28 protein-coding genes are annotated in these 25,853 nt (G+C 73.9%); 14 read left to right on the top strand and 14 right to left on the bottom strand.

Going from position 1 to position 25,853, the window contains the following annotated elements:
• Position 1: 1 nt before the first annotated feature.
• The 3 genes from ACN267_RS10705 (at position 2) to ACN267_RS10695 (ending at position 2,183) form a co-directional block, all read left to right on the top strand.
• Positions 2-430: a DUF2267 domain-containing protein gene (locus tag ACN267_RS10705; RefSeq protein WP_204960274.1), complete on the top strand. Its 429-nt coding sequence runs from the start codon at positions 2-4 to the stop codon at positions 428-430.
• Between the two features lie 166 nt (positions 431-596).
• Entirely contained in the window at positions 597-902 is a 306-nt protein-coding gene (locus ACN267_RS10700) for a hypothetical protein (protein WP_145920322.1), read from the top strand.
• A 9-nt stretch (positions 903-911) separates the two neighbouring features.
• A complete protein-coding gene (locus ACN267_RS10695; RefSeq protein WP_281898101.1) occupies positions 912-2,183 on the top strand; it encodes a cupin domain-containing protein in 1,272 nt (423 codons plus the stop codon).
• Between the two features lie 76 nt (positions 2,184-2,259).
• Here ACN267_RS10695 and ACN267_RS10690 read toward each other — a convergent pair whose 3' ends face one another.
• From ACN267_RS10690 to ACN267_RS10670, 5 genes are all read right to left on the bottom strand, one after another.
• Entirely contained in the window at positions 2,260-2,919 is a 660-nt protein-coding gene (locus ACN267_RS10690; protein WP_421488539.1) for a hypothetical protein, read from the bottom strand.
• The gene (locus tag ACN267_RS10685) at positions 2,916-5,600 is read right to left on the bottom strand and encodes an FtsK/SpoIIIE domain-containing protein (RefSeq protein ID WP_204960271.1); all 2,685 of its coding nucleotides are present in this window, start codon (positions 5,598-5,600) and stop codon (positions 2,916-2,918) included. The genes ACN267_RS10690 and ACN267_RS10685 overlap by 4 nt, the downstream gene beginning before the upstream one ends.
• Positions 5,593-6,654 carry a hypothetical protein gene (locus tag ACN267_RS10680; protein ID WP_281898097.1) on the bottom strand — a complete coding sequence of 354 codons (1,062 nt, stop codon included), beginning with the start codon at positions 6,652-6,654 and terminating at the stop codon, positions 5,593-5,595. The genes ACN267_RS10685 and ACN267_RS10680 overlap by 8 nt, the downstream gene beginning before the upstream one ends.
• 9 nt (positions 6,655-6,663) lie before the next feature.
• On the bottom strand, positions 6,664-6,924 hold the full coding sequence (locus ACN267_RS10675; RefSeq protein ID WP_088646224.1) for a hypothetical protein: 261 nt from the start codon (positions 6,922-6,924) through the stop codon (positions 6,664-6,666).
• Between the two features lie 212 nt (positions 6,925-7,136).
• Positions 7,137-7,514 (bottom strand): hypothetical protein, encoded by a 378-nt coding sequence (locus ACN267_RS10670; RefSeq protein WP_204924512.1) that lies wholly within the window; start codon positions 7,512-7,514, stop codon positions 7,137-7,139.
• 121 nt (positions 7,515-7,635) lie between these two features.
• On the opposite strand from ACN267_RS10670, the gene ACN267_RS10665 reads away from it, so the two are divergent.
• The 4 genes from ACN267_RS10665 to ACN267_RS10650 all read left to right on the top strand — a co-directional run bounded on the left by ACN267_RS10665 (position 7,636) and on the right by ACN267_RS10650 (position 12,311).
• A complete protein-coding gene (locus ACN267_RS10665; protein WP_204960269.1) occupies positions 7,636-10,188 on the top strand; it encodes an ATP-dependent Clp protease ATP-binding subunit in 2,553 nt (850 codons plus the stop codon).
• Between the two features lie 48 nt (positions 10,189-10,236).
• Positions 10,237-10,401: a hypothetical protein gene (locus ACN267_RS10660; RefSeq protein WP_204960268.1), complete on the top strand. Its 165-nt coding sequence runs from the start codon at positions 10,237-10,239 to the stop codon at positions 10,399-10,401.
• Complete coding sequence (locus tag ACN267_RS10655) at positions 10,401-10,751, top strand: DUF3140 domain-containing protein (RefSeq protein WP_204960267.1); 351 nt, start codon at positions 10,401-10,403, stop codon at positions 10,749-10,751. Before ACN267_RS10660 ends, ACN267_RS10655 begins: the two co-directional genes overlap by 1 nt.
• Positions 10,752-10,925: 174 nt before the next feature.
• Positions 10,926-12,311 carry a hypothetical protein gene (locus ACN267_RS10650; RefSeq protein WP_421488538.1) on the top strand — a complete coding sequence of 462 codons (1,386 nt, stop codon included), beginning with the start codon at positions 10,926-10,928 and terminating at the stop codon, positions 12,309-12,311.
• A gap of 126 nt (positions 12,312-12,437) precedes the next feature.
• On the opposite strand, the gene ACN267_RS10645 is transcribed toward ACN267_RS10650, so the two are convergent.
• From ACN267_RS10645 to ACN267_RS10635, 3 genes are all read right to left on the bottom strand, one after another.
• The gene (locus ACN267_RS10645) at positions 12,438-12,674 is read right to left on the bottom strand and encodes a hypothetical protein (RefSeq protein WP_204960266.1); all 237 of its coding nucleotides are present in this window, start codon (positions 12,672-12,674) and stop codon (positions 12,438-12,440) included.
• Positions 12,675-12,693: 19 nt separating this feature from the next.
• The gene (locus ACN267_RS10640; protein ID WP_204960265.1) at positions 12,694-13,692 is read right to left on the bottom strand and encodes a LysR family transcriptional regulator; all 999 of its coding nucleotides are present in this window, start codon (positions 13,690-13,692) and stop codon (positions 12,694-12,696) included.
• 85 nt (positions 13,693-13,777) lie between these two features.
• A complete protein-coding gene (locus ACN267_RS10635) occupies positions 13,778-14,398 on the bottom strand; it encodes a hemerythrin domain-containing protein (RefSeq protein WP_421488537.1) in 621 nt (206 codons plus the stop codon).
• 211 nt (positions 14,399-14,609) lie between these two features.
• Between ACN267_RS10635 and ACN267_RS10630 the strand changes: the two genes are divergently transcribed.
• Both ACN267_RS10630 and ACN267_RS10625 read left to right on the top strand, forming a co-directional pair.
• A complete protein-coding gene (locus ACN267_RS10630) occupies positions 14,610-15,938 on the top strand; it encodes a M20/M25/M40 family metallo-hydrolase (RefSeq protein ID WP_204960263.1) in 1,329 nt (442 codons plus the stop codon).
• Between the two features lie 46 nt (positions 15,939-15,984).
• Positions 15,985-16,647, top strand: coding sequence for a hypothetical protein (locus tag ACN267_RS10625; protein WP_281898087.1), 663 nt, complete (start codon positions 15,985-15,987; stop codon positions 16,645-16,647).
• A gap of 124 nt (positions 16,648-16,771) precedes the next feature.
• On the opposite strand, the gene ACN267_RS10620 is transcribed toward ACN267_RS10625, so the two are convergent.
• The 6 genes from ACN267_RS10620 to ACN267_RS10595 all read right to left on the bottom strand — a co-directional run bounded on the left by ACN267_RS10620 (position 16,772) and on the right by ACN267_RS10595 (position 21,417).
• Positions 16,772-16,963: a DUF5703 family protein gene (locus ACN267_RS10620; protein ID WP_088646215.1), complete on the bottom strand. Its 192-nt coding sequence runs from the start codon at positions 16,961-16,963 to the stop codon at positions 16,772-16,774.
• A gap of 74 nt (positions 16,964-17,037) precedes the next feature.
• Positions 17,038-17,607 (bottom strand): DUF3105 domain-containing protein, encoded by a 570-nt coding sequence (locus ACN267_RS10615; RefSeq protein ID WP_421488536.1) that lies wholly within the window; start codon positions 17,605-17,607, stop codon positions 17,038-17,040.
• Positions 17,604-18,818, bottom strand: a complete 1,215-nt coding sequence (locus tag ACN267_RS10610) for a PqqD family protein (RefSeq protein ID WP_204960260.1) — start codon at positions 18,816-18,818, stop codon at positions 17,604-17,606. The genes ACN267_RS10615 and ACN267_RS10610 overlap by 4 nt, the downstream gene beginning before the upstream one ends.
• On the bottom strand, positions 18,815-19,918 hold the full coding sequence (locus tag ACN267_RS10605; RefSeq protein ID WP_204960259.1) for a HesA/MoeB/ThiF family protein: 1,104 nt from the start codon (positions 19,916-19,918) through the stop codon (positions 18,815-18,817). The genes ACN267_RS10610 and ACN267_RS10605 overlap by 4 nt, the downstream gene beginning before the upstream one ends.
• 70 nt (positions 19,919-19,988) lie before the next feature.
• Positions 19,989-20,111, bottom strand: coding sequence for a hypothetical protein (locus ACN267_RS10600; RefSeq protein WP_255470009.1), 123 nt, complete (start codon positions 20,109-20,111; stop codon positions 19,989-19,991).
• Positions 20,112-20,445: 334 nt separating this feature from the next.
• A complete protein-coding gene (locus tag ACN267_RS10595) occupies positions 20,446-21,417 on the bottom strand; it encodes an aldo/keto reductase (protein ID WP_204960258.1) in 972 nt (323 codons plus the stop codon).
• Positions 21,418-21,668: 251 nt separating this feature from the next.
• Here ACN267_RS10595 and ACN267_RS10590 point away from each other — a divergent pair, with 251 nt between their 5' ends.
• The 5 genes from ACN267_RS10590 (at position 21,669) to ACN267_RS10570 (ending at position 25,838) form a co-directional block, all read left to right on the top strand.
• Positions 21,669-22,721, top strand: a complete 1,053-nt coding sequence (locus ACN267_RS10590) for an LLM class F420-dependent oxidoreductase (RefSeq protein ID WP_204960257.1) — start codon at positions 21,669-21,671, stop codon at positions 22,719-22,721.
• Complete coding sequence (locus ACN267_RS10585) at positions 22,718-23,554, top strand: undecaprenyl-diphosphate phosphatase (RefSeq protein ID WP_204960256.1); 837 nt, start codon at positions 22,718-22,720, stop codon at positions 23,552-23,554. Before ACN267_RS10590 ends, ACN267_RS10585 begins: the two co-directional genes overlap by 4 nt.
• 78 nt (positions 23,555-23,632) lie before the next feature.
• Positions 23,633-24,337 (top strand): histidine phosphatase family protein, encoded by a 705-nt coding sequence (locus tag ACN267_RS10580; protein ID WP_204960255.1) that lies wholly within the window; start codon positions 23,633-23,635, stop codon positions 24,335-24,337.
• A gap of 113 nt (positions 24,338-24,450) precedes the next feature.
• Positions 24,451-25,026, top strand: coding sequence for a DUF3090 domain-containing protein (locus ACN267_RS10575; protein WP_204960254.1), 576 nt, complete (start codon positions 24,451-24,453; stop codon positions 25,024-25,026).
• Complete coding sequence (locus ACN267_RS10570; protein ID WP_204960253.1) at positions 25,023-25,838, top strand: SCO1664 family protein; 816 nt, start codon at positions 25,023-25,025, stop codon at positions 25,836-25,838. The genes ACN267_RS10575 and ACN267_RS10570 overlap by 4 nt, the downstream gene beginning before the upstream one ends.
• Positions 25,839-25,853 lie beyond the last annotated feature (15 nt).

Below are 25,853 nucleotides of genomic sequence, written 5' to 3'. Positions count from 1 at the left end.
GATGGCCGAGCAGCTGATGTCGGCGATCGAGTCCTCGGTGGACAAGACCAACCTGATCCTCAAGGACATCGAGGACGCGTACGGGTGGCCCCGGGCGCAGCGCAACCAGTCGTACGCGGCGCTGCGCACCGTGCTGCACCTGCTGCGCGACCGGATGACGGTGCAGGAGTGCGCGGAGTTCTCCGCCCAGCTCCCGGTGCTGGTCCGGGGCATCTACTTCGACGGGTGGCGGCCGGAGGACGTACCGGTGAAACTCAACCGGGACGACTTCCTCTACGAGGTCCGGCAGGGCTTCCCCTACGACGTCCAGGGCGGCCCCGAGCGGGTGGCCCGGGTGGTGCTGGACGCCCTGCGCCGGCACGTCACCCAGGGGGAGTGGCAGGACGTGAAGGCCGGCATGCCCCGTGACCTGCAACGGCTGATTCCCTGACCCGACCGGCCCTGGACCGCCGAGCCCGTGCGGTCCAGGGCCGGCGATCGGTCCCGCGCGTCGGAAGGGCCGTCTACGGTGTGGTTAGAGAAGATCGTGTGGGGGGTACCACCCGCGTACGACAGACCCCGCCCTGCGGCGGGGCGGCACACCCGAGGGAGCACCCATGGCACTGAACGATGACGACATGCAGACCACCAGCGGCGGCGGCCTGGAGGGTCCGGCCGATGGTGGCGCGACCCCGGGTCAGCACGACGGTGGTGCGGACGGCAGCGCGGAGGGTCCGGCCGACGGCGGGGCGACGCCCGGTCAGCACGACGGTGGCGCCGACGGCAGCGCGGAGGGTCCGGCCGACGGCGGGGCGACCCCGGGTCAGCACGACGGTGGTGCGGACGGCAGCGCGGAGGGTCCGGCCGACGGCGGGGCGACGCCCGGTCAGCACGACGGTGGCGCCGACGGCAGCGCCCGCTGACCGACATCCATGACGACCATCGACCCGCCGGGCGGCCACGGCCGCCCGGCGGTCCCGTCGGCCGCGACGCGGGCGCTGGAGCGCTGCGTCAGCGTCGAACCGGCCAAGTTCGCCGCCGCCCACTGGGGCCGCGCGCCGCTGTTGTCGCGGGCCGCCGAGCTGCCCAACCCCGACGGGTTCACCGATCTGCTCAGCCCGGCCGACGCCGACGAGCTGCTCAGCCGGCGGGGTCTGCGTACCCCGTTCCTGCGGGTGGCCCGCGACGGCCAGCTGGTGCCGGCGGCCCGGTTCACCGGCGGCGGCGGCGCGGGCGCGGAGATCGGCGACCAGGTCCTCGACGAACGTGTCCTGGAGCTGTACGCCGGCGGCGCGACGCTGGTGTTGCAGGGGCTGCACCGGCTCTGGCCCGCCCTGATCGACTTCGCCCGTGACCTGGGCACCGCGCTGACCCAGCCGTTGCAGGTCAACGCCTACCTCACCCCACCGGGCAACCAGGGGTTCGCCACCCACTACGACACCCACGACGTGTTCGTGCTCCAGGTCGACGGCCGCAAGCACTGGCGGATCCACCCGCCGGTGCTGATCGACCCGCTGGAGAAGCAGCCCTGGGGCGGCCGGGCCGACGAGGTGTCCGCCACCGCCGACGGGCCGGCGGCGCTGGACGTGGTCCTCGAACCGGGCGACGCCCTCTATCTGCCGCGCGGCTGGCTGCACAGCGCCCAGGCACAGGAGACCAGCTCGCTGCACCTGACCGTCGGCATCCGCGCGTTGACCCGGTACGCCCTGGTCGAGGAGCTGCTGGCGCTGGCCGCCGAGGACCCCCGGCTGCGGGCCGGGCTGCCGTTCGGCACCGACGTGGCCGACCCGGACGCCATCGAACCGGAGCTGACCGAGACGGTGGAGGCGTTGCGCGACTGGCTGCTGCGGGCCGACCCGGCTGCGGTGGCCGCCCGGCTGCGGGGTCGGTCCTGGCCGGCCGCCCGCCCGGCCCCGATCCGGCCGTTGGCACAGGCCGCCGCGCTCACCGCGCTCACCGCCGACAGCCGGATCGCCCCCCGGCCGGGGTTGCGCTGGCAGCTCACCCCGACCGCCGACGCCCGGGTGACGCTGCGGTTGGTGGACCGCACCGTCACCCTGCCCGACCAGTGCGGGCCGGCGCTGCACGCCCTGCTCGGCTCCACCGGGCTGCGGGTGGGCGACCTGCCCGGCCTGGACGACGACGCGGACCGGCTGGTGCTGGCCCGCCGGCTGCTGCGCGAGGCGGTCGCCGTTCCGGTGTGAAGCCGCTGGTCTCCGCCCCGGCGTGAGTCACGGTCCTGGGCCCCGCTGACCGCCGCCGGGCGACGCCCGGCGGCGGTCAGCGGGCCGACACCAGCAGCAGCACCGTGGTCAGCACCCCGGCGGCCAACACGATCGCCAGCGGGCGGGGGCCGAGCAGCGCGTGCCGGCGGTCCGCCAACCGCTTCGCCAGGGCCAGCCCGGCCACCGGACCGAGCAACGTCACCACCAGCGCCAGCACCGGCATGCCCACCGCCAGGTCACCGCCGTAGCGTTGGCCCACCGCGCGGGCGGCGGCCCCCAGGGCGTACGCGACGACCGCACCGGCCACCCCGCACAGCGCCAGCAGCGGGTTCACCGACCCCGGCAGCTCACCACGTTGGCCGGTACGATCCAGCAACTCGCGGACCCCGCGCAACAGCGGCACCGGGTCGCCGGTGACGTCCCGGGCCGGCCCCGGCGGGTCGCCGGTCCGCCTCGTGCCCAGCCGGGACCGCAGCTCGGCCCAGAGGTGCCCGACCTCGGCGTCGACCCGCTCCAGCATCGAGCGGGCGTCGACGACCTCCTGCTCGGCGTCGTGGAGCTGGGCGGTGGCCTGCGCGACGGCCCGCTCGGCGGCGGCCCGCTGCTGGTCGTGCCAGGCCTGCGCCTCGGCCCGCTGGGCGGCCACCCGGCCGGTCAGCTCGGCGAGCCGGCGCACGTGCGTGGCGTAGGTGTCACTGGGGACCGGTTGGTTCATCGCGACGGTCCATAAGGGATGATTACCTGTCCGGTGCGGTGCACCGCCCGGTCGAAGAACAGCCCCCGCCACGGACGCGGGTACCAGTCCGGCCCGCCGGAACCGGGATAGAGCGCCGAGCCCAGCTCGCCGCCCTGCACGTCCAGGGCCACCCACGCGCCGATCTGGTCGGTGCGGGCGGCCGGCCCGCCCAGGTCGGCCCGCATCCGGGCCACCCCCCGCCACCAGGCCAACACGTGGGTACGCCGTTCCGGCCCGTCGTGCAGGATGCGGCGCAGCCGGTCCAGGCCGGTCGACCCGGGCGAGCCGGTGGCCAGCGCCCCGGCCGCCGCGTCGACGGCGAACAGCAGCAGGTAGTGCGGGGTGCCCGGGGTGCCGGGGCGGGTCAGCGCGGTGGCCGTCTCGGCCATCAGCTCGGCGACGGTCTCCTCGTCGTACCAGGCGGCGTCGTCGGCGAGGTCCTCGTAGAGGGCGCGGGCCGCCGGGTCGGCGTCCGGGTCGAGGCAGGCGATGGAGAACCGGGCGGTGCCGGGGCGGTGTTGCCGGGCCAGCGACCGGGCGGCGGCGTCGAGCACCGCGCACGCCTCGTCGACCCGGGTGCCGAGGACCGCGAGGTTACGGCCGGGCGCCCGGGGCAGCCGCAGCGCCGCCGACCGGGACTGCACGTCGATGATCTCCCCGAGCACGGCGACCGGGCCGCGCGGCGCGGCGTCGCCCGGCGGCGGGGTGAGGGCCCGGAAGTCGGGGGCCTCGGTGAGGCGGGGGATGGCGTCACCGTCGAACAGCCGTGCCGGGGCGGCGTCGGCGGGCCGCATCCGCCACAGCCGGTGCTGCAACTCGCTCCACGTCTCCCAGTCGCTGGCCGACGGGATGCGGGCCACCTCGTTGCCCTCGGTCAGGCCCGACTCGGCGTTGACCACCGCGTGGTAGCGGGGCAGCGCCTGCGCGGCGTCGTTGCGTTCGGCCAGGATGCGCAGCGCCTTGGGCAGCGCGATGCGCAGGGTGAACTGGGCGACCAGCGCGGGCCGGCCCCACAGCGCCTCGATGCCCCGGACGTCCTGCGAGGCGAGCACCAGGTGGATGCCCTGCGAGCGGCCCCGCCGGGCGAGATCCTCCAGCAGGTCGGCGGCCTCCCGGGCCACCACGTCCCGGCCGGCGAGCAGCGCCTGGAACTCGTCGACCACCGCGACGATCCGGGGCCAGTGCCCGGCCGGGTCCACCGCCCGCAGCTCGGACAGCTTGGTGACCTCGTGCTTCTTGGCCGCGTCGGCCCGCCGGCGCAGTTCCTCGGCGAGGAACCGCAGCAGCGCCAGGCCGAACTCCCGGTCGGTGTTGACGTTGATGCCGACCAGCCGCATGTGCGGCAGCCAGCTCGGGTCGCGCCGGCCCTGGGCGAACCGGGCGAAGGACACCCCCTCCTTGAAGTCGAGCAGATAGAACTCCAGCTCGGCGGGGGAGTAGCGGGCGGCCAGCGCGCCGATCCAGGCGAAGATGAGGTTGGTCTTGCCGGTGCCCGACGGCCCGCCGATCAGCGCGTGCGGGGGATAGTCGCCGAGGGTCAGCAGCACCGGCCGGCCGTGTGGGCCCTCGCCGATCGGCGCGGTCAGCCCGTGGGCCGAGTCCTCCTTCCACATCTGCTCCGGCGGGGGGAGCAGGTCGGTGAAGGGCGTCGGCGGCGGGCCGGCGTTGACCCGGGCGGCGATCTCGCGGCAGGTCTCGGTGACCAGGGTGGCCGGCGGGGGCGGGTCCAGGCGTACCGGGGGGCCGGGCGGGGTGCCGATCCGGGTGCCGTCCGGGTCGGTGCGGATCCGGGTCAGGCCGGGGTCGTCGGGCAGGTCGATGCCGTGTGCCACCAGGTGCACCCCGCAGGCCGCGCCGGTGCGGACCACCCGGTCGAGTTGGCCGCGTTCGTGCCGGGACAGCTCGTCCCCGCCGAGCAGCACCGCCACCCGCCACGGCTCGGGCCGCCGTCCGGTGGCCGCGGCCAGGGCCCGCAGTGAGCCGTACTCACCGGCCAGCACCGTCTCGTTGATCCGGCGGATCTGTTCGACCAGGTCGTCGAGGAGCCGGGCCAGCCCGCCCGGCCCGACGAAGGTCAGCAGTCCGGCGGTGCCGAGCGGGGCGAAGCCGGCGAGCCCGCCGCCCAGGTGTTCGGGGTCGTAGCCGTAGAGCCGGACCGTGCCCGGGTCGGTCCGGCCGACCCCGCGCAGCAGCAGCGCCGACACCACCGCCTCGGCGCCCTCCCGGTCGTCGCCGTGCAGCTGCACGTGTCCGGCGTCGAGCAGCGGCACCAGCGCCGGGACCGGTTCGGCGTCGGCGACCCGCAGGGTGCCGACCCGCAGCGGGCCGGGGCTCTCGCCGCGACCCGCCGGGGTGACCTGCCAGTGGGACCAGGGGGCGCTGGCCGCACCGGGGGCCTCCCGGCGGGCCGCCTCGGCGGCCCGGTGGGCGAGTTCGGCGAGCCGCGCGGCGTGCCGCCTGTCGATCTCGGCCAGCCGCCTGTCGCGTTCGACGCCCACCTTTTCCGGGACTCCGGCGGCGGCCCGCCGGACCCGGGCGAGCCGGTCCCGGGCGGCGGCCAGCTCCGACTCGGCCGTGGCGACCCGGGTACGGGTGACGCCGAGCGCCTCGGAGAGCATTCCGCGTACCCGCGTCGCCAGTTGGGCCCGCAGATCAGCCACGGGGGCCGCCGTCCGCCCACGGGCTCCTCGGGCGGTGGGTGGCCGGCCCGGCGGGCGGGGGAGTCGGCTCGGGCCGACGCGGCGGGGGCGGCTCGGGCCGACGCGGCTCGGTGCGCCGGTCGGCGGGAGGGCGGCGCGGCGACCGGTCGGGTTCCGGTGCCCGCTGCGGCACCTGCTCCCGCTGCGGGTCACGGTCCTCGCGGGGCAGGTCACGGCCGAGCCGGGCCAGCAGCACACCGGTCAGCACCCCGGCGGTGACCGCCGGGTCGGCGGCGTGCGGCTGCTCCTGCCCGTCCTCGCCCCGGCGGGGCGGAGGCATCCGGCAGACCCGGGTGAGCAGGGTGTGCAGCACCGGTGGCGGCAGGCCGGGCAGCAGGTCGCGGACCCGGCCGTCCAGTTCCCGGCGCAGCCGGGGCAGGTCGTCGGCGCGGGGCGGATGCCCGAGCAGCTCCCCGGCGAGGTCGCGCAGCAGCGGCGGGGCGATCGCGGCCAGCCCGAGGCCGACGTCGGCGTGCGCGGCACGCAGCTCCCGGTGCAGCCGGTCCCGGTCGCCGGAGCGGATGCCGGCGACGACCCGGTGCAGCAGTTCCCGGGAGTCGGCGACCCGCTCGTCCGGCTGCTGCTCGGGCGGACCCTCCCGGCCGCCGGTCAGCTCGGCCACCCGGACCGCCCACCAGCGCTTGACGGTGGGGTCCTCGTCGGCGTCCGGTGCCGGGGCGGCCGGCGGTGCGGTGGTGTCGCCCCGGGGCCCGTCGTGGCGGGGCGCGGGACCGTCGGCACGGGCCGGGGGCGGGCCGTCGGGGGCCAGCCCGATGGCGGCCAGGTAGCCGGAGAGCTGTTCCTGGGCGACCCGCAGGGCGTGTCCGGCCGACTCGGCGTGTTCGGTGGCGGCGGCGAGTTCCGGCACCCCCATCGGGTTGGCCGACTCCTGGCGTACCCAGCGCAGCCGCTCGGTGGCCTGGCCGAACTTCTCCAGGGCCAGGGCGAGCTGGGCCAGGGGGAACTCCTCGGCGGCGGCCCGTACCTGGGCTCCGACGTCCTCGACGATCGACACGACGCCCCGCTACAGCGACGACACGTAGAGCTGCGCCTGTTCCACCGCGACGAGCGTCGCGGCGAGACATTCCTCCAGCTCCTGGCCGGCCTGGGTGAGGGAGGCCTGGGCGGCCTCGACGGTCTCGTGCCCGCTGCCCTCCAGCGCCCCGGCGAGGGTCTGCTGCGCCTCGGCGAGTTTCTCCCCGGCGGCCTGGACGGCGCTCTGCCCGTCACCGATCTGTTGGAGGGCGATGTCGATCGCGGCCTTCAGCTCGGCGACGCTCGCCACGGGTGACCTCCAGGGGGCGGGGAGATCTCCATTACAACGTATCCCCGACGGGGAGAGAACATCCGCCCTGGCGGTGTTGCCGCCCTGTTGTCCGTTTACCGCCCTGACGTGCGCGAAGCCGTCGACCCGGTCCCGGTAGCGGGACACCGAATCCCGTCGACGGGACCGCCCCGGCGGGGTGCCGCGCCGCCCACCCACGCGGCAGACGGGGGTCAGGAGGGCAGCCAGCGCGGGCCGTACACCTCGGCACCCAACTCGCCCACCCGGCCGCGCAGCTCCCGGTCGGCGGTGACCACCAGCCGTCGCCGGTCCGCCGACTCGCGGACCAGGTCGACGATGGTGTCGTCGCCGGAACCGGGGGCCGCGACGGTGCGTACCCCGGCCACGCCCGGCACGTCGCGGGCCGCGCCCTCCACCACCAGCACCACCTCGACGGGCGCCGGCAGCTCCGGGGGTACGCCGGTGTCGGCCACCGGGACCAGCCGGTCGCGCAGCCGGGCCGCCGCACCGGCCCGGTCGTGCCACCAGCCGTCCGGCCGGGAACCGACCACGTTCGCACCGTCGACGATCAGCAGCGGATGGGTGTCCATGCCCCCACCCTGCCACCTGTCGGCGTTTGTCGGGGCGACCGTCGGGTAGCCACCGGCGATCGTGTCGCGCCTGCGTGCCGCCCTCGGCGGCCCGGCCGCGCCCGAGGAGCGGAGGACAGACATGATGGGACCCGGTGACTTCGGCTCCGACCCGTGGGACGAGTTCCTGGCCCGGTACTTCGGCCGGGGTGAGGGCGGACGCCGGCCGGCCCATCGGGTCGACATCACCCGGCTGATGACCGCCGACGCCCGGGAGATGCTGGCCGACGCCGCCCGGCGGGCCGCCCAGAAGCACAGCACCGACCTGGACACCGACCACCTGCTCTGGGCGGCGTTGCAACGCGAGCCGCTGCGCGACCTGGTACGCCGGGCCGGCGCCGACCCGGACACCCTGGTCAACGCGCTCGGCGGCCGGGCCGACGGCGCCCCCCGCGGCGAGGTGCCACCGAACCTCTCGCTCACCCCGGCGGCGAAACGGGCGTTGCTCGACGCCCACCAGCTCTCCCGGGCGATGGGGGCGAACTACATCGGACCCGAGCACATCCTGATGGCGTTGCCGCTCAACCCCGAGTCGCCCGCCGGCCGGATGCTCGCCGCCGGGCGGATCCAGCCCGAGTCGTTGCAGGCGGCCGGGGCCGAACGCGGACCGATGGCCGGCCCGAAACCGGACCGGGGCACGCCCACCCTCGACCAGTACGGCCAGGACCTCACCGACCTGGCCCGCAACGACCAGATCGACCCGGTGATCGGCCGCGCCGACGAGATCGAACAGGCGGTCGAGATCCTGTCCCGGCGGACCAAGAACAACCCGGTGCTCATCGGCGAGGCCGGCGTCGGCAAGACCGCCATCGTGGAGGGCCTGGCCGAGCGGATCTGCGACGGCGACGTGCCGCAGACGCTGCTCGGCAAGCGGGTCGTCCAACTCGACCTGGCCGGCCTGGTCGCCGGCACCCGCTACCGGGGCGACTTCGAGGAGCGGCTCAAGAAGGTCATCGACGAGATTCGGGCCCACCGGGACGAGCTGATCATCTTCCTGGACGAGATCCACACCCTGGTCGGTGCGGGCGGTGCCGGCAGCGAGGGCGGCATGGACGCGTCCAACATGCTCAAACCGGCCCTGGCCCGGGGCGAGCTGCGGGTGATCGGGGCGACCACGCTGGACGAGTACCGGCGCAGCATCGAGAAGGACGCCGCCCTGGCCCGCCGGTTCCAGCCGGTGCTGGTGCCCGAGCCCGGCGTCGAGGACACCGTGGCCATCCTGCGCGGCCTGCGGGACCGCTACGAGGCCCACCACCAGGTCCGGTTCACCGACGAGGCGCTGGTCGCCGCCGCCGAACTGTCCGACCGGTACGTCACCGACCGGTTCCTGCCGGACAAGGCGATCGACCTGATCGACCAGGCCGGCGCGCGGGTCCGGCTGCGCACCCGCACCCCCGCCTCCGACGTGCGGGAACTGGAACAGCAACTGGAGGACGTCCGCCGGGACAAGGAACAGGCGGTCGCCGACGAGCAGTACGAGAAGGCGTCCGCGCTGCGCGACCGGATCGCCGAGCTGGAGGCGCAGATCGGCCGGGCCCGGGGCGACGGCGGGGACACCCAGGTCCCCTCGGTCGGCACCACCGAGATCGCCGAGGTGGTCTCCCGGTCCACCGGCATCCCGATCAGCCAGCTCACCGAGGAGGAACGGGACCGGTTGCTGCGCCTGGAGGGGCAGCTGCACCAGAAGGTGGTCGGCCAGGACGACGCGGTCAGCGCCATCGCCGAGGCGGTCCGCCGCTCCCGTACCGGGCTGGCCGACCCGAACCGGCCGATGGGCAGCTTCCTGTTCCTCGGACCGACCGGCGTCGGCAAGACCGAACTGGCCCGCGCCCTGGCCGAGGCGCTGTTCGGCGAGGCCGACCGGATGGTCCGGGTGGACATGAGCGAATTCCAGGAACGGCACACGGTGGCCCGGCTGGTCGGCGCGCCCCCCGGCTACGTCGGCTACGAGGAGGCCGGCCAGCTCACCGAGGCGGTCCGTCGCCGCCCGTACGCGGTGGTGCTGCTCGACGAGATCGAGAAGGCCCACCCGGACGTGTTCAACATCCTGCTCCAGGTGCTCGACGACGGCCGGCTCACCGACAGCCAGGGCCGTACGGTCAACTTCAAGAACACCGTGCTGATCATGACGAGCAACCTGGGCTCGGAGCTGATCACCGGCGCCCAGCGTACGGTCGGGTTCGGGGTCGGCGCGCAGGGCGACCAGCAGGAGGCCGACGAGCTGCGGGAGCGGCTGATGCGCCGGCTCCAGGAGAACTTCCGCCCGGAGTTCCTCAACCGGATCGACGAGACGATCATCTTCCAGCGGCTGGAGGCCGAGCAGCTGCGCCAGATCACCGGGCTGCTGCTGGAGGAGACCCGCCGCCGGCTGCACGCCCAGGACATCCAGGTCGAGGTCACCCCGGCCGGCACCGACTGGCTGGCCGAGCACGGCTACCAGCCGGAGTTCGGGGCCCGCCCGCTGCGCCGGGTGATCCAACGGGAGGTGGACAACCGGCTGTCCCGGATGCTGCTGGAGAACCAGCTCTCCCCGGGCCAGCGGGTCACCGTCGACGCGCGTGACGGCGCGCTCGCCTTCGACGTGTCGGCCGGCGACCGCGACCACACCCCCGCCAGCACCACGCATCCGCGATGACCGGAGGGCCGCGATGAGCCTCAGTGCCGTGATGACCGGAGGGCCGCGATGACCGAACCCGAGCAGGCCGAGGAGTACGCCGAGCAGACCCCACCCATCCTCGCGCCCCCGACGGCGAACCCGGCCCGGGTCCAGGTGCCGCCGGAGGGCCCGGGGCAGTGGACCGACGACGGGGACCCGGCACCACCCGGACCACCGCAGGAGGAGGCGTGATGGCACGTGAGCAGCGACTCGACCCGGAGGTCGAGCTGATCTGGGAGGACTTCCACGCCGCGGTGAACGTCCCCTCCGAGCAGCTGCGGCAGTGGCTGCTGACCCGGGGGTCGGGCGAGCAGGCGTTCGGCCCCGACCCGGACCTCGACCTGCCCGAGCCCGGCCGGCAGATCCTGGCCGTGCTGCGCAAGCGCAAGGTCGACCTCACCCCGGCCGACGTCGAGGTGATGCGGGCGGCGATCGACCGCATCCGGGTGCTGGTGGACGAGAGGCCCGGCGACGGCAACGCCGACGACGAGTGGCGGCACGCCCTGCTCGACCTGGGCCACGACGTCCTCGTCGAACGCTGACCCGCCGACCGGACCTGGGACGCTGTCCCGGGCACCCGGGACGCCGTCCCGGGTGCCCGGCCTCGTGTTTTGACCATCGTGGGGATTTGTGGTGGTCGAGGTCTAGCGGAACAGGGAGAACCCTGTCCATGATCTGAGTTCTCACACAAAGATCATCAATGGGCAGGGTTCTCGATGAGGAGCGTAGCGGCTACCGGTGCCGGTGACAGCGAGCTGGGCCGGATCTTGTTGGATTCGTGGCGGCGGGAGTTGTACGAGGGTGTCCTCGTGTCGCGGTCGAGGACGTTGTTCTCGCTGGTCGATGAGCTGGCCGCGGACCAGGGACGGTGTGGCTGCCCGGCGCATCTGTCGCTGGGCACGGTCACCGGGCACGCCGCGGCGTACCGGGCGTTACGCGACGGCGAGATCGATACCGGCCGGGCGTTGCGGGCGGCGTGCCGGATCGCCGCTCGGTCCGGTCTGCCGCGGGTGTATGCCGTCGATACCACCGCGTGGCCCCGGCCGAACGCAGCCACCAGCCCGGACCGGCAACCGCAGTACACCCCGGGCGGCCCGCGTGGCGCGGCGCTGATCAGGACCGGGTGGCGGTATCAGCACGTCGTCCGGTTGACGCTGACCCCGGACTCGTGGGTCGTGCCGGTCCTGGCCGACCGCATCACCTCCGACGACGACCTGGTCGAGGTCACCGTCAGCCACATCGCACAGATCTGCGCAGCCGACGGCGCCCGCCCGGGCGACCCGTCGCTGTTCCTCCTCGATTCCGGCTACCCCGCGGCCCGGATCACCCACCTGATCCGCGAACGCAGGATTCCCGCGGACGTCCTGGTCAGACTCGCGACCTCGCAGACCATGTGGACCAGACCCGAACACCGGGCCGCCCACCCACTCGGAGGCCGGCCCCGCCGACACGGATTCCGGCTGACCCTGCGCGAACCCGACCTCACCCCGGACGCCGGTGTCAGCGGCCCGGTCGACATCTACGGCACCGTCACCGTCCGGGCCTGGCACCACGTCCACCCCAAACTCACCCGCGCCAGCCGCGGATTCACCGACCAGACCACCCTCCCGATCGTGGAAGGCACCGTGCTCCTCGCCCGAGTCCAGCACCTACGCCCCAGCCGCCGCGCCGGCGACCTCGCACTCTGGTACTCCGGCACCCGCCACGACCTACTCACCCTCGTCATGACCTACCTGACCCGCTACGACATCGAGCACTACTTCCGCTACCTGAAGACCACCGCCCACGCCCCGGACTTCCACCCCCGCCAACCCGACACCCTGACCACCTGGCTCCGCCTACACGCCTACGCCTACCTCCACCTGTTCTGCACCCGCACCCACCTCACCCACCACCGGCTGCCCTGGGAACCCACCACCACCACAACCCCCACCCCCGGCCAGACCCGCCGACAGGTTTCGCCCGCTCTACGCAACGCCTGGCAACCACCAGGCCACCCGAAACCCGGACACCCCGGACCCGGACGCCCCGCCGGAAAACGCCGCAAACGCCGAACCCGCTACCCCGTCATCCGCCGCAACGCCATCCACAAAGGCAAATAACACCCCACCCCCACACCACCACGAACACCCACACCACACCACCCTGCCCACCCTCCCCACACAACGGTCAAAACACGAGCCCGGGCACCCGGGACGCCGTCCCGGGTGCCCGGCGCGTCGGTGGGGTTACTCGGCCTCCAGGCTGGGCAGTTGCAGGCCCGCGGCGTCGGCGGCGTCCTGCCGCTCGGCGCGGGTCTGCTCCTCCCGGGTGAGCAGCGTCGCGTACTCGGTGATGTCGGCCGGGTCGGGCACCTCGGGCAGCCGGCGCAGGAACGCCTCGACGTCGCGGGCGGCGGCGGTGTGCGCGCTGGCCGCCCGACGCAGCAGCTCCCGCTGGTCGGCGGCCGGATAGAGATCGGTCATGCAGGGCTGATACCCGCCGTCACGCCGTTCGCACCCGTGGGACCGGGCGGGCCGTGCCGGCGTCCCGGGCCCCGAACTCGGGATGCCGCAGCAGCCAGGCCAGGTAGTCCGGGTGCGCGGCCAGCGAGTCGGTGTACGCGGCGACCGCGTCGTCCAGCACCGCCTCGGCGACCCGGGCCGCCGGGGATTCCGGGTGCCAGCCGAGCAGCAGCCGCCAGCGCAGCGGGGTGCCGGCCAGTCGCCGGGTCACCAACCCGGCGACCGGACGGAAGGTGGCCTGGCACAACGCCACCGCCTCCCCGGCGTCGACCAGGTCCATGCAGCCGCGCACGTCGGTCTCGTACACCTTGCGGGGGGTGAAACCGGCGCGGGCGCAGGCGGCGGCGAAGCAGTCGCCGAAGCAGCCGTCGCCCGGCGCGGCCACCCACTGCTCGTGGCGCAGCTCGGCCAGGCCGACCTCGTCGCGGTCGGCCAACGGGTGGGCGGACGGCAACAGCACCAGCACCGGATCGACCGCCACCTCCCGCCAGGCCAGCCCGAACTCCGCAGGTGGGGCGGCGTCGCCGCAGACGCCGGTCAGCGCGAAGTCGAGCCGGCCACCAGCGACCAGGGCGGCCAGCTCGTCGGCCGACCACGACGCGTACGTGGTGATCTGCGCATGCGGCTGCTCGGCGGCGAGCCGGTGCACCAGCCGGCCCAGGATCGGGCTGTTCACCCCGCCGAACCGGTACCGGCCGAGGGCGTCGTCGGCCCCCGCCAGCCGGGCCGCCTCGTCCTGGAGGCCCTTCATCGCCGGCAGCAGCACCCGGGCCCGGGACAGCACCAGCTCGCCCAGGGCGGTCGGCCGGGCACCCCGCCTGTCGCGTTCGAACAGCGGACCGCCCAGCGCCCGCTCGATGCGTTGAAGCTGGGCGGTCAGGGCCGGCTGGGCCAGGCCGAGGGTGGACGCGGCCTTCGTCACGCTGCCCGTCTCGGCGATAGCGCAGACCACCCGGAGGTGACGCAGCTCCAGATTCATATGGTGACGGTATGGCCACATGTCGATAGACGGAAGGCCCCGGACCGAACCGGGCCGGTGAACCTGACGGATCGGGGCCGGTCGATCACTCTCGCGGACGACGGTTCAGGTCGGCCAGCTGGGTACGCCGACCGGTCACCACGTCGCGCAGCTTGTCCACCACTCCGACGGCCGGTTCGACGATCCGGTTCCACGGCGGCGTGGCCGGGGTGCCCGGATGCGGCCGGGTCGGCGCCGCCTCCTCGGCGATCTCCCACCGGTTGCCCAGCCGGATCAGCTCCGCGTCGGAGGCCACCTCGCGCAGCGGGGTGACCAGCTCGGCCACCGCGGCGACGTGCCGCCGGATCCGGGCGGCGACGTCGGCCAGCGTCGGGTCGTCCGGCCCGGCGAGGGCCTTCAGCGCGGTCAGCAGCGCCGCGTCCGCCGCGATCTCCCGCTCCACCCGGACGGTGGCGTCGGGCAGCGCCGCACGCACCGTGGGCAGCAGGTACTGCTCCTCGGCCGACAGGTGCCGCGACACCATGGCGGTGAGCACCTGGAGCACCTCGCGCCGCCGGCCGGGGGCCACCGCGACGTCGGTGACCTCGTCGACCAGGGCGAGCAGCTGCCGGTGTTCGGTGTCGGCGAGGTCGGCCATGCTGCGCCCACCGGGACGGTAGGCGTCGTCGGCGGACGGCGGCAGCGGAGGCAGGGGAACGGCGGACATGACGTCCTCCTCGGCGGGGTCGGCGGGGGTCGCCGGCCGGTGCGACGGGCGGAACGGGGACGCCAGCGCCGGTACCCGTACCCGGTGATCGGCAAACCGGGGCGACGTCCGCGCCGCGTGCGGCCCCGCCGTCCGGCGGGTGGTCCCAGGTGGCCGCCGCCGGGGCGGCCGGGCCGTTCGCGGCCGGGGCGGCGACTGGTAGAAAGAGGCGATGACGAGCGATGCCGCCTCCGCCGCGCCCGACCCCACCGTCGAGGTCGTCGACCTCTGCCGTGACCTGCTGCGCATCGACACCACCAACACCGGCGACAACGACACCAGCGCGGGCGAGCGCCGGGCCGCCGAGTACGTCGCGGAGAAGCTCGCCGAGGTCGGCGTGACCGCCGAGATCCACGAGTCCGCGCCGGGCCGGGCCAACCTGATCGCCCGGATCCCCGGCGTCGACCCCGGCCGCGACGCCCTGCTCGTGCACGGCCACCTGGACGTGGTGCCCGCCGACCCCGACGAGTGGTCGGTGCACCCGTTCTCCGGGGAGGTCCGCGACGGCTACCTGTGGGGCCGGGGCGCGATCGACATGAAGGACTTCGACGCGATGGTGCTGGCGGTGGTACGGCACTGGCAGCGCACCGGCGTCCGCCCGCCCCGCGACATCGTGCTGGCCTACACCGCCGACGAGGAGGCGGGCAGCGACTACGGTGCGCACTTCCTCGTCCAGCAGCACCGGGACCTCTTCGACGGCTGCACCGAGGCGGTCGGCGAGGTCGGCGGCTTCTCCTACTCGATCAGCGACGCCCAGCGGCTCTACCTGATCGAGACGGCCGAGAAGGGGCTGGACTGGGTGCGGCTGCACGCCAAGGGCCGCCCCGGGCACGGCTCGTTCGTCCACGACGACAACGCGGTCACCGCGCTGGCCGAGGCGGTGGCCCGGGTCGGGCGGCACCGGTTCCCGCTGACCGTCACCCCGACCGTCCGGGCGTTCCTGACCGAGCTGTCCGACGTGCTCGGCGTCGCGCTGGACCCGGACGACCCGGAGACCGCCATCGCCAAGCTCGGCCCGATCGCCAACATCATCGGCGCGACCGTCCGCAGCACCGCCAACCCGACCCGGCTGGCCGCCGGCTACAAGGACAACGTCATCCCCGGCCGGGCCACCGCCACCATCGACTGCCGCAGCCTGCCCGGCCAGTCCGAGCTGCTGGAACGGCAACTGCGCGAGCTGGTCGGCCCGGACATCGAGATCGAGTACATCCAGCGCCAGCCCGCCCTGGAGACGACCTTCGACGGCGACCTGGTCGACGCGATGTCGGCGGCGTTGCGGGCCGAGGACCCGGGGGCCCGGCCGGTGCCGTACATGCTCTCCGGCGGCACCGACGCCAAGGCGTTCGCGCAGCTCGGCATGCGCTGCTTCGGGTTCGCCCCGCTGCGGCTGCCGGCGGACCTCAACTTCTCGGCGTTGTTCCACGGCATCGACGAGCGGGTACCGGTGGACGGACTACAGTTCGGCGTGCGGGTGCTCGACCGGTTCCTCCGCAACTGCTGACCGCACCGGTGCCGCACCTTCCCCCATGTCTCGAAGGGACAGCCTCATGACCGACCAGCACGGTGAGCTGGACGCCGCCCTGGAGCGCGTGATCGACGCGGCCCGCGCCCACCTGACGGCCGTGCGGGCCGCGCAGGGGCGGATCGACGACGACGACGTGTGGCAGGCGTACGTGGCGTTGAACAACGCCTCCTTCGCCTACGACGAGCAGCTGCTCGACGCGTTCGGCGAGGTCACGCCCTGGGACGTCGAGTCGATCGACCCGGACGAGGCCGACGAGCGGTTCGGCGGGGCGGCCGGGGACGCCGCGGCCACCGACCCGCACCCGCAGGTCATCTCGGTACGCCAGCGCCGCGACTACCGGGTGCCCAGCGTGTCGGCGCTGCTGCGGGTCGCCGAGGTGGCCCGCCGCGAGGGCACCCCCGAGGACGCCGAGCCGGCGCCGGTCGAGGGGGTCGGCGAGGCGGTGTTGGAGCTGTTGCAGAGCGGCGACGGATCGCTGTCCGCCCTGGACGTGCCGGAGCTGGAGCCGCTGGACGGGGTGGTGATGGTCAGCGAGGTCGGCACCCCGGTCGACCTGGAGTCGTTCGACGACGACGACCCGGTGGGCCCGTTCACCCCGGCCGCCGACGACCGGCTGGTGGGCCGGCTCGACGAGCACCCGTTCCTCGACGAGGACGACCACGACCACGCCGGGCACCAGCACTAGGCGCCGGCCGGGGTCGCCCGGCGGCGGCACCGGGGTCGCCCGGCGCGCGCCGGCCGGCGGCCCCGGGCCGGCCGGGTGCCGGTCGTCGCCGCCCGCAGGGTCAGCGGAGTCGCCGCCCGCAGGGTCAGTAGGACAGGCCCGGTTGGGGTTGGTTGACCCGGCGGCGGCGCAGCACCACCTTGCGGGTGCCGTCCCGGAACAGCTGCACCCGGGCCAACTCCCACCCGGAGAACTCCGCCTGGATCGCCAGCTGCGCCGCGGCGGTCAACCGGTCGACATTCGGCGGCAACCGCAGCGGCGCGTATTCGTAGTCCATGGTCCCTATGCTGCCCAGCCCGGCGGCCCCGCGCCACCCTTTGACCGGTGCGCCGCGCCACCCGCCGCCATCGGTCACACCACCGCGCAGTCCGTCGCTCCGTGCCGCCAGGAGTGGTCGTAGCGGCCGGCGAGCCGTTCGACGAACTCCTCGACCGCCCGCTCGTCGAAGGAGTCCAGCCGGTCCAGCCGCTGCCACGCGGTCAACCCGATGCCGTGGCCCAGCGCCGGATAGGGGGCCACCACCACGTCCCGGGGATGGCGGCGGCCGAGCCGCTCCAGCTTCTCGACGTCGCCGGCCGGGACGTCCGGGGCGTACTGCACCAGCACGTGCCCGTGTTCCAGGGCGTGCACCTGGAGCTCCTCCGGCACCGGGTCCCGGTAGACGCCGGGTACGACGACCCGGGGCGAGTGCGGCCCCGACGTGGGCGGCAGCGTCCGGTACGGTTCGTGCGGCGCCCCCTCGTACGCGATGTGCCGGTCGCCCTCGAACGGTTGCGCCGTGCCGGGCAGCCGGTCGCAGGGCAGCGCGGTGTCCCCGCCGACCAGGTTGACCAGCACCCCCACCCCGAGGCTGGACATGGTCGCCACACTGAGCACGGTGACCACCACACTGACCACCGGCCCGAGCCATCTGCGTTTCACGTGGCCAACTTCCCGGCGCGGTAACGATTACGGACGACCACCCCGAGCGGAAGCAGCACGTTCAGCGAGGCGAATGCGGCCAATGCAATTCCCTCCCACCAGTAGACGCTGCCGAACGGCGCTCCGGTCAACACCCCGGCGGCCCACCCGAGTGTCACTTTCGCCCCCGGTAGCAGAAAATGGACGGCGAACCAGACCATCCAGATGACTCCGGCGACATACAACAATCGGTACCAGCGGGACACCCGCAGATCCCGGGCGTGCGCGTCGCGCAGCACGGTGCGTTCGGCCGGGGTCAGCCGACGAATCCATTTCTTGAGGCTGAGCCGGGTCACCTCGTGCAGATTGCGGCAGCCGGTCGCCGTGGCCATCACCAGGTACATGTCGGTACGCAGGTACGCGAGCGTCTGGAAGGCCAGCTTGACGGCCTGGCTGAACACCACCATGGCGAGGAACCGCACCATTCCCGGCGGCAACTCCAGCCAACCCCGCGACCAGGCGAACCGTGGCGCGACGGCGGCGAACAGCAGGATCCCGTCGATGGCCATGCCGGCGAGGAAGGGGCCGTAGCGGCGTTCCGGCGGCAGCGCCCAGAGCCCGGTCAGGTCGGTCTCCAGCACCGGGAAGATCCCCCGGCGTTCCAACCGCAGTTGCGACCGGACGCCGACGGCCGCCCCGGCGAACGCGTGCCACGCCTCGTGCACCACCGTGAGCAGGGCCACCGTGACGTTGGTGATCAGCAGGCTGAGCACCACGTCCGGGAAGATGAAGGTGTCCTCGTAGGTCGGCAGCAGCGACGGTTCGGCGACGAACATCGCCAGCGTGGCGACCAGCGCGCCGACGTACACCGTCCAGGCCACCCGGCCGAACAGCGGCCGGACCAGCCGGGCCGGGATGCGCGACACCGACCAGGGTCGGGCCTGCGCCGGTGGCGGCCCCTCGTCGGACTGCGGGCGGATGATGCCCGCCTCGACGAGCACCTCGACGAAGTCCAGCGCGTCGACCGGTTCACCGGTCTCGCGTTCCACCTCGTCGGCGGCCTCGGCGACGGTCCGGCCGGCCGCGAACAGCGCCACCAGCCGCGCCCCCACCTCCGGCACCACCACGAAGTTTCCGCTGGCCAGGTCGCCGACGACGTACTCGTCCTCCTCCTCCTGGCGGACCACCAGGTGCGCCACGGGTGGGCGGCTGTCCAACCCGAGCACGCTCACCGCTCCTCCTGGACCCAGCCGCAGGTGTCGCACTTCGCGCCGGGCCGGGGATCGACCACGTAGTGGTAGGTCAGGTCGGTCAGGCTCAGGTGGAACATCCGGCCCCGGGTGGTCGTCGGGATGCCGGCGAGGTGGTAGACGGCGTCGAGGGCGGCCAGGTGCCCGGTGAGGTTGGCGGTGGGGGCGATCACCGCGTGCCCGGTGAACCCGAACAGTTCCTCCGGCTCGCTGCCGTACTCCTCGCGCAGCCGGTCGGTGACGCTCGGCAGGCACGCCTCGCAGCAGGTCTGACCGGGCACGAAGAGGCCGATCACCGCCATCGGGCCGGCGTACTGGGCGAGCATCCAGGCCGTGCCGGTGGCCAGGGCGGCCCGGTTGGTCCACTCCCGGATGGCGTGCCGGGGCTGGTCGGCGCAGAGCACCAGCAGGTCGCGGTCGCGCATCAACGCCGCCACGTCCGCCGTCGAGTCGACCCGGGCCTCCTGGCCGGTGACCGTGACGTGGGAGTTCATCCGGCGCAGCCGGGCCACCGCGGTGGCCACCTTGGGGGCGCCGATGTCGTCCTCGGTGTAGAGCAGTTGCCGGGTCAGGTTGCCCGCCTCGACCACGTCGAAGTCGACGCAGTGCACCGTGCCGACCCCGGCGGCCACCAGCGAGGCGGCCACCGCCGACCCGGAGCCGCCGAGCCCCAGCACCACCACCCGGGCGGCCTTGAGCCGGGCCTGCACCTCGTAGCGGGAGCTGCGCGGGGTGAGATCCACCCAGGCGTGGTAGGTGAACGCCCGGTCGTACCTGTCGACCTCGGCGGGGCTCAGCTCGGGCGGAGGCGGAGCGGCGGCGTCCTCGACGTACCCGGCGTCGATGATCGTCTGCATCGCGTCGGTCGCGTCCTCGGCGGCCATCTCGGGGCGTGCGGCGAGCAACGCGGCGACGACCTCGGCCCGGGTCCGGGTGCCGTCCATCAGGCGGAGCAGCTCCCAGAGGCTGCCGTCCTCGTCGTCGATCTCCGCGCCGATCCCCAGCTGCCGACCACCGATGTTGATCAGGGTCGGGTGGAGCCGTACCGGCTTGTGGATGCCCTTGATCCGGGGCCGCTGCATCGGGCGAAGACCTCCTGGACGATGGACGGCCGGGGCGCGGCCTGCCGCGCCCCGGCCGAAACGGGATGGGTCAGCCGCAGACGTCGTTGCGGCAGCCCGGCTCGCTGATGATGGCGACGGTGGTCTCAAGCCGCTCGAGCTTGCGCACGACGACCTTGGCGGGCTTGCGCTTGACGTCGGTCTTACGGTCCACGGGTCCTCCAACGAAATGGGAGAAACGGCGCGGCGGGGGTCGCTCACGCCGCAATCATTAGAGCACCGTCATTGGTTCGCCACAATGTTTCCGACGGCCTGATCGGACAGTTTCCGTGGGCCTGAATCTCTTTCCGGACAGGCCCACCGAAAAGCGGACGCCGAAACCCGGCCCAACAGCGCCAGGAGGTTCGAAGCCGCCTATTCGGACGGAACATCGCAAGCGGCCTGAACCAAATATGGGGCAGTGCCAGTTGGTAAAGGGTGATCGGTGGAATTGACACGTACCGGTGTGCTTTTGGTCCGGTCCGCCACCTTGTGCGCCGGCGGCGGGATCAGCCTTCGCGCTCCGGGTAGCCGACCGGCACGGCGGACACGTCGTCCAGCGCCGTGGTGATCTCCTCCGGCAGGGTCATCCGTTCCACCTGCAACGCGCCGAGCAGTTGCCCCACCGTACGGGCGCCCAGGACCGGCGCGGTCACCCCCGGCCGGTCCCTGATCCAGGCCAGCGCCACCTCCAGCGGCGACACGCCCAACCCGCCGGCGGCGATGCTCACCGCCTCGACGATGCTGGAGCAGCGCGGCTCCAGGTAGGTGGCGACGAACGCCTCGAAGTGGGCCGAGGCCGCCCGCGAGTCCGCCGGGCGGCCGTTGCGGTACTTGCCGGTCAGCACCCCCCGCCCCAGCGGCGACCAGGGCAGCACGCCCAGACCCATCGCGGCGCAGGCCGGCAGCACCTCCCGCTCCACCCCCCGCTCCAGCAGCGAGTACTCCACCTGGGTGGCGACCACCGGCGCCCGCCCCGGCCAGGCCGCCTGCCAGGCGGCGGCACGGGCGGTCTGCCAGCCGGAGAAGTTCGACACCCCGACGTAGCGGACCCGGCCCGAGGCGACCGCGTGGTCCAGCGCGGCCAGCGTCTCCTCCAGCGGGGTGTCCGGGTCGTAGCCGTGCACCTGCCACAGGTCGACGTGGTCGGTGCCGAGCCGGCGCAGCGAGGCGTCCAGCGTGCGCAGCAGGTGCCCGCGTGAGCCGTCCCGCCGCCGGCCGCTGCCCGGCCGCAGCCCCGCCTTCGTGGCGATCAGCACGTCCTCGCGGGGGACCAGGGTGCCCAGCAGCGACCCGAGCACCGACTCGGCGTCGCCGTCGGCGAACACGTCGGCGGTGTCGACCAGGTTGCCGCCCGCGTCCAGGAAACTCTTCAGCTGGGCCGCCGCGTCGTCGGCGTCGGTGTCCCGGCCCCAGGTCATGGTGCCGAGCGCGAGCCGGGAAACCGCCAGCCCGCTTCGGCCGAGCGGTCGCTGTTGCATGGGTGAACCTTATTTCGAACGCGGCGCAACCGATATCCTTGCTGCCGGCATCTCTGCCTGTCGCGTCGCCGATCCGACCGTCACCGCCGTCCGCGACGCCACGGTGTGCACCGGACGCGCCGGTCCGGTCGCTGGCTGTCCATCCCGCCCCGGCGTCCGGGCGTCCGTGCTGCGGTGGCGAGCCGGTGGGCGGCGGGCCCCGGGGCATTGCGTAACCTGATGCGACCTGTGGTGCGGGATGGGGAGGATCAGTGCGACTCGGGCTCAGCCTCGGATATCAGACGGCGTGGAGTACGCCGGCGGACCACCTGGCGCTTGCCCAGGAGGCGGACCGCCTGGGCTACTCGGTGGTGTGGGCGGCGGAGGCGTACGGCTCGGACTCCCCGAGCATGCTCGCCTGGATGGCCGGGCAGACCGAACGGATCGACGTGGGCAGCGCGGTGATGCAGATCCCCGCCCGTACCCCGGCGATGACCGCGATGACCGCCGCCACCATCGACACCCTCTCCGGCGGCCGGTTCCGGCTCGGCCTGGGCGTCTCCGGCCCGCAGGTCTCCGAGGGCTGGCACGGCGTCCGGTTCGGCAAGCCGCTCGCCCGCACCCGCGAGTACGTCGACATCGTCAAGCTGGCGGTGGCCCGCAAGGAGGTCGCCTACGCCGGCGAGCACTACACCCTGCCGCTGCCCGACGGCCCCGGCAAGGCGCTGCGGCTGGGCTTCCACCCGCCGCGCGAGCACATCCCGATCTACCTGGCCGCCGTCGGCCCCAAGAACCTGGAACTGGCCGGCGAGATCGCCGACGGCTGGCTGGCCGTCTTCTACGCCCCCGAGTTCGCCGACGAGCAGCTCGCCTCGGTCAGCGCCGGCCGGGCCAGGGCCGGCAAGGAGCTGGCCGGCTTCGACGTGGTGCCCTCGGTGCCCGTGGTGGTCGGCGACGACGTGGCCGCCTGCGCCGAGCTGGTCCGCTGGTACGCCGCCCTCTACGTCGGCGGGATGGGCAGCCGGCAGCAGAACTTCTACAACCAGCTCGCCACCCGGATGGGCTACGCCGACGCCGCCCGCCAGGTGCAGGATCTCTACCTGGCCCGGCAGCAGCGCGACGCGGCGGCGGCGGTGCCGATGGAGTTCATCGACCGCACCTCGCTGCTCGGCCCCAAGGAACGCATCGCCGAGCGGATGCGGGAGTACGCGGCCGCCGGGGTGACCACCCTGTCGGTCACCCTGTTCGTGGCCGACCGGGACAGCGGCGTGCAGACCCTGCGCACCGTCGCCGAGGCCCTCGACCTCTCGGGAGTCGGCGAGTGACCTGGGTCGAGGCCATCGTCCTGGGCATCGTCCAGGGGCTCACCGAGTTCCTTCCGGTGAGCTCGTCGGGGCATCTGCGGATCACCTCGGCGATCTTCTTCGACCGGGACGCCGGTGCGTCCTTCACCGCGGTCACCCAGCTGGGCACCGAGGCGGCCGTGCTCATCTACTTCGCCAAGGACATCTGGCGGATCACCAGGACCTGGCTGATGGGGCTGTGGGACCGCTCGGTGCGTTCCAGCCTCGACTACCGGATGGGCTGGTACGTGATCGTCGGCTCGATCCCGATCGGGCTGTTCGGGTTCCTGTTCAAGGACCAGATCCGTACCGCCGGGCGCAACCTGTGGGTGGTCTCCACCACGCTCATCGTGTTCGCCTTCGTGCTGGCCTTCGCCGAGTACTGGGGGCGGCAGAGCCGCACCCTGGTGAACTTCCGGATGCGCGACGGCATCGTGATGGGCTTCGCCCAGGCGATGGCGCTGGTCCCCGGGGTGTCCCGCTCCGGCGGCACGCTCACCGCCGGCCTGCTGCTCAACCTGACCCGGGAGGCCGCCGCCCGGTACTCGTTCCTGCTGGCCATCCCGGCGGTGGTGATGTCCGGCATCTTCAGCGTCGGGGACGTCTTCGAGCCGGCCGCCCCGGGCACCTCGGTGCCCTCGGTGGCGCAGATGGTGGTCGCCACGATCATCGCGTTCGGCATCGGCTACGCGGCCATCGCCTGGCTGCTGCGCTACGTGGCGCACCACACCCTGTACGTCTTCGTGCTCTACCGGGTGGCGCTCGGCACCCTGGTGCTGGCGCTGCTGCTCACCGGCACGATCAGCGCCACCTGACAGTGTCGGCCCACGGCCCCCGACACCACCGCCGGTGTCGGGGGCCGGTTGCGGTCCGGCTGCCCCTAGGGTGGGGGCGTGGCGACCCTTCTGCTTCTGCGACACGGCCGGACGACCGCGAACGCCGACGGCGGGCTGGCCGGCCGCCAGCCGGTCGAGCTGGACGACACCGGGCGGGCCCAGGCCGGCGCGGTCGGCCAGCGGCTGCGCGGCCTGCCGCTTTCGGCGGTGGTGACCAGCCCGCTGATCCGCTGCCGGCAGACCCTGGAGCTGGCCCTTCCGCAGGCCACCCCGGTGGTCGAGGACGGGCTCATCGAGTGTGGCTACGGTGCCTGGGAGGGGCAGCCGCTGAAGAAGCTGGCCAAGGAGAAGCTCTGGCCGGTGGTGCAGCAGCACCCCAGCGCCGCCGTCTTTCCCGACGGTGAGTCGATGGCGCAGATGTCGGCCCGCGCGGTCGCCGCGGTACGCGCCTGGGACGCCCGGGTCACCGCCGAACACGGGCCGGAGGCGGTCTGGCTGGCGTGCAGCCACGGCGATGTGATCAAGGCCATCGTCGCCGATGCCCTCGGGGTGCACCTCGACCTGTTCCAACGCATCGTCGCCGACCCGGCCTCGGTCACCGCGATCCGCTACACCCCGCTGCGGCCGTTCCTGGTCCGGCTCAACGACACCGGCGGTGACCTGGCCTCCCTGGTGCCGCCGCCGGCCAAGCGGCGGCGTCGGGCGACCCGGCCGGCCGACTCCGACGCGGCCGTCGGCGGGGGTGCGGGGGCCACCGGCTGAGCCGGCCCACCGGGGGCGGTCGCCGCCGGGCACGGGTCGCGCCGTTTCGCCCTCGGCTGATTCGGCGTCGGTGCCTTGCGCGACCGTTCCACGCTCCGGATAGGGTCGTGGGTATGACCCACCAGGTGCACGCCTTCGAGCCGCCCGAGCGGTTCGTCGCCGGGACCGTCGGGCCGCCCGGGGAGCGCACGTTCTTCCTCCAGGCCCGCGGTGGCGGCCGGCTGGTCAGCGTCGCGCTGGAGAAGGTACAGGTCTCCCTGCTCGCCGAGAAGCTGGAGGAGCTGCTCTCCGAGGCGCAGCGCCGCTTCGGCGTCGAGCTGCCGGAGTCCCCGGTGTCCGTCGGCGACAACGACCCGCTGGACAATCCGGTCGACGAGGAGTTCCGGGTCGGCACCCTCGGGCTGGCGTTCGACGTGGACTCCGCCACCGTGGTGATCGAGGCGATCGCCGCCGGTGAGGCGGAGGCCGAGGTCGAGCTGGGCGACGACGAGGCCGACGAGGACGACGACGAGGAACCGGACGAGGACCTCGACCGGCTGCGGGTTCGGCTGACCCCCGAGGCGACCCGCGAGTTCATCGAACGGGCCCGCCGGGTGGTCAACGCCGGCCGCCCGCCCTGCCCACTGTGCGGCCAGCCGCTCGACCCGGCCGGGCACCTCTGCCCCCGGCACAACGGCTACCACCGGTGACGTCGTCGGAGGTGCGGCGTCAGGACGCCGACGCCGCGCTCCGGCTGCTGTGCGACGGTGCGCTGGAGCTGGAGGGTCGACTGGTCGACGCCTCCAACACCACCCTGCGGGCGATCCTGACCCTCGACGGCCGTACCGCCAGGTGCGTCTACAAGCCGGTGCGCGGCGAGCGCCCGCTCTGGGACTTCCCCGACGGCACCCTCGCCGGCCGGGAGGTCTGCGCCTACCTGGTCTCCCGGGCCACCGGCTGGGATCTGGTCCCGCCGACGGTGCTGCGCGACGGGCCGCTGGGGCCCGGGTCGTGCCAGCTCTGGATCGACGAACCGGACGACGCCGAGCCGCTTGTCGGTTTCGTGCCGGCCGAGGCGGTGCCGCCGCGCTGGTTCCCGGTGGCCGCCGCCCGCGACGACGACGGCGCGGCGTACGCGCTGGCCCACGCCGACGACCCCCGGCTGGCCCGGCTGGCCGTGCTGGACGCGGTCATCAACAACGCCGACCGCAAGGGCGGGCACGTGCTGGCCGGTGCGGACGACCGGATCTACGGGGTGGACCACGGGGTCTGCTTCCACGTCGAGGAGAAGCTGCGGACCGTGCTGTGGGGCTGGGCCGGCCGGCAGCTCCCACCGGACGCGGTGCAGGTGCTCGACACCCTCGACCGGCAGCTCACCGGCGAGCTGGGGGAGGAGCTGGCGGAGCACCTGACCATCGGCGAGGTGGCCGAGGTGGCCGCCCGGGTGCGGCGGCTGCGCGACACCGGCCGGTACCCGCTGCCGCCGCAGGAGTGGCCGGCGATGCCGTGGCCGCCGATCTGAGCCGTTGTCGTGTTG

Origin of the sequence: Micromonospora sp. WMMD734, from assembly GCF_049178975.1 — a bacterium.
Taxonomy (GTDB): domain Bacteria; phylum Actinomycetota; class Actinomycetes; order Mycobacteriales; family Micromonosporaceae; genus Micromonospora; species Micromonospora wenchangensis.
This window is presented reverse-complemented; position numbering and strand designations above follow the sequence as displayed.

What these genes read in the sequence shown, in the direction of transcription:
- ACN267_RS10595 (WP_204960258.1), bottom strand. Translation starts at nt 21,417, where the DNA reads ATGCAACAGCGACCGCTCGGCCGAAGCGGGCTGGCGGTTTCCCGGCTC.
- ACN267_RS10655 (WP_204960267.1), top strand. Translation starts at nt 10,401, where the DNA reads ATGGCACGTGAGCAGCGACTCGACCCGGAGGTCGAGCTGATCTGGGAG.
- ACN267_RS10625 (WP_281898087.1), top strand. Translation starts at nt 15,985, where the DNA reads ATGACCGACCAGCACGGTGAGCTGGACGCCGCCCTGGAGCGCGTGATC.
- ACN267_RS10700 (WP_145920322.1), top strand. Translation starts at nt 597, where the DNA reads ATGGCACTGAACGATGACGACATGCAGACCACCAGCGGCGGCGGCCTG.
- ACN267_RS10690 (WP_421488539.1), bottom strand. Translation starts at nt 2,919, where the DNA reads ATGAACCAACCGGTCCCCAGTGACACCTACGCCACGCACGTGCGCCGG.
- ACN267_RS10605 (WP_204960259.1), bottom strand. Translation starts at nt 19,918, where the DNA reads ATGCAGCGGCCCCGGATCAAGGGCATCCACAAGCCGGTACGGCTCCAC.
- ACN267_RS10620 (WP_088646215.1), bottom strand. Translation starts at nt 16,963, where the DNA reads ATGGACTACGAATACGCGCCGCTGCGGTTGCCGCCGAATGTCGACCGG.
- ACN267_RS10640 (WP_204960265.1), bottom strand. Translation starts at nt 13,692, where the DNA reads ATGAATCTGGAGCTGCGTCACCTCCGGGTGGTCTGCGCTATCGCCGAG.
- ACN267_RS10705 (WP_204960274.1), top strand. Translation starts at nt 2, where the DNA reads ATGGCCGAGCAGCTGATGTCGGCGATCGAGTCCTCGGTGGACAAGACC.
- ACN267_RS10645 (WP_204960266.1), bottom strand. Translation starts at nt 12,674, where the DNA reads ATGACCGATCTCTATCCGGCCGCCGACCAGCGGGAGCTGCTGCGTCGG.
- ACN267_RS10660 (WP_204960268.1), top strand. Translation starts at nt 10,237, where the DNA reads ATGACCGAACCCGAGCAGGCCGAGGAGTACGCCGAGCAGACCCCACCC.
- ACN267_RS10670 (WP_204924512.1), bottom strand. Translation starts at nt 7,514, where the DNA reads ATGGACACCCATCCGCTGCTGATCGTCGACGGTGCGAACGTGGTCGGT.
- ACN267_RS10635 (WP_421488537.1), bottom strand. Translation starts at nt 14,398, where the DNA reads ATGTCCGCCGTTCCCCTGCCTCCGCTGCCGCCGTCCGCCGACGACGCC.
- ACN267_RS10650 (WP_421488538.1), top strand. Translation starts at nt 10,926, where the DNA reads ATGAGGAGCGTAGCGGCTACCGGTGCCGGTGACAGCGAGCTGGGCCGG.
- ACN267_RS10575 (WP_204960254.1), top strand. Translation starts at nt 24,451, where the DNA reads ATGACCCACCAGGTGCACGCCTTCGAGCCGCCCGAGCGGTTCGTCGCC.
- ACN267_RS10630 (WP_204960263.1), top strand. Translation starts at nt 14,610, where the DNA reads ATGACGAGCGATGCCGCCTCCGCCGCGCCCGACCCCACCGTCGAGGTC.
- ACN267_RS10695 (WP_281898101.1), top strand. Translation starts at nt 912, where the DNA reads ATGACGACCATCGACCCGCCGGGCGGCCACGGCCGCCCGGCGGTCCCG.
- ACN267_RS10665 (WP_204960269.1), top strand. Translation starts at nt 7,636, where the DNA reads ATGATGGGACCCGGTGACTTCGGCTCCGACCCGTGGGACGAGTTCCTG.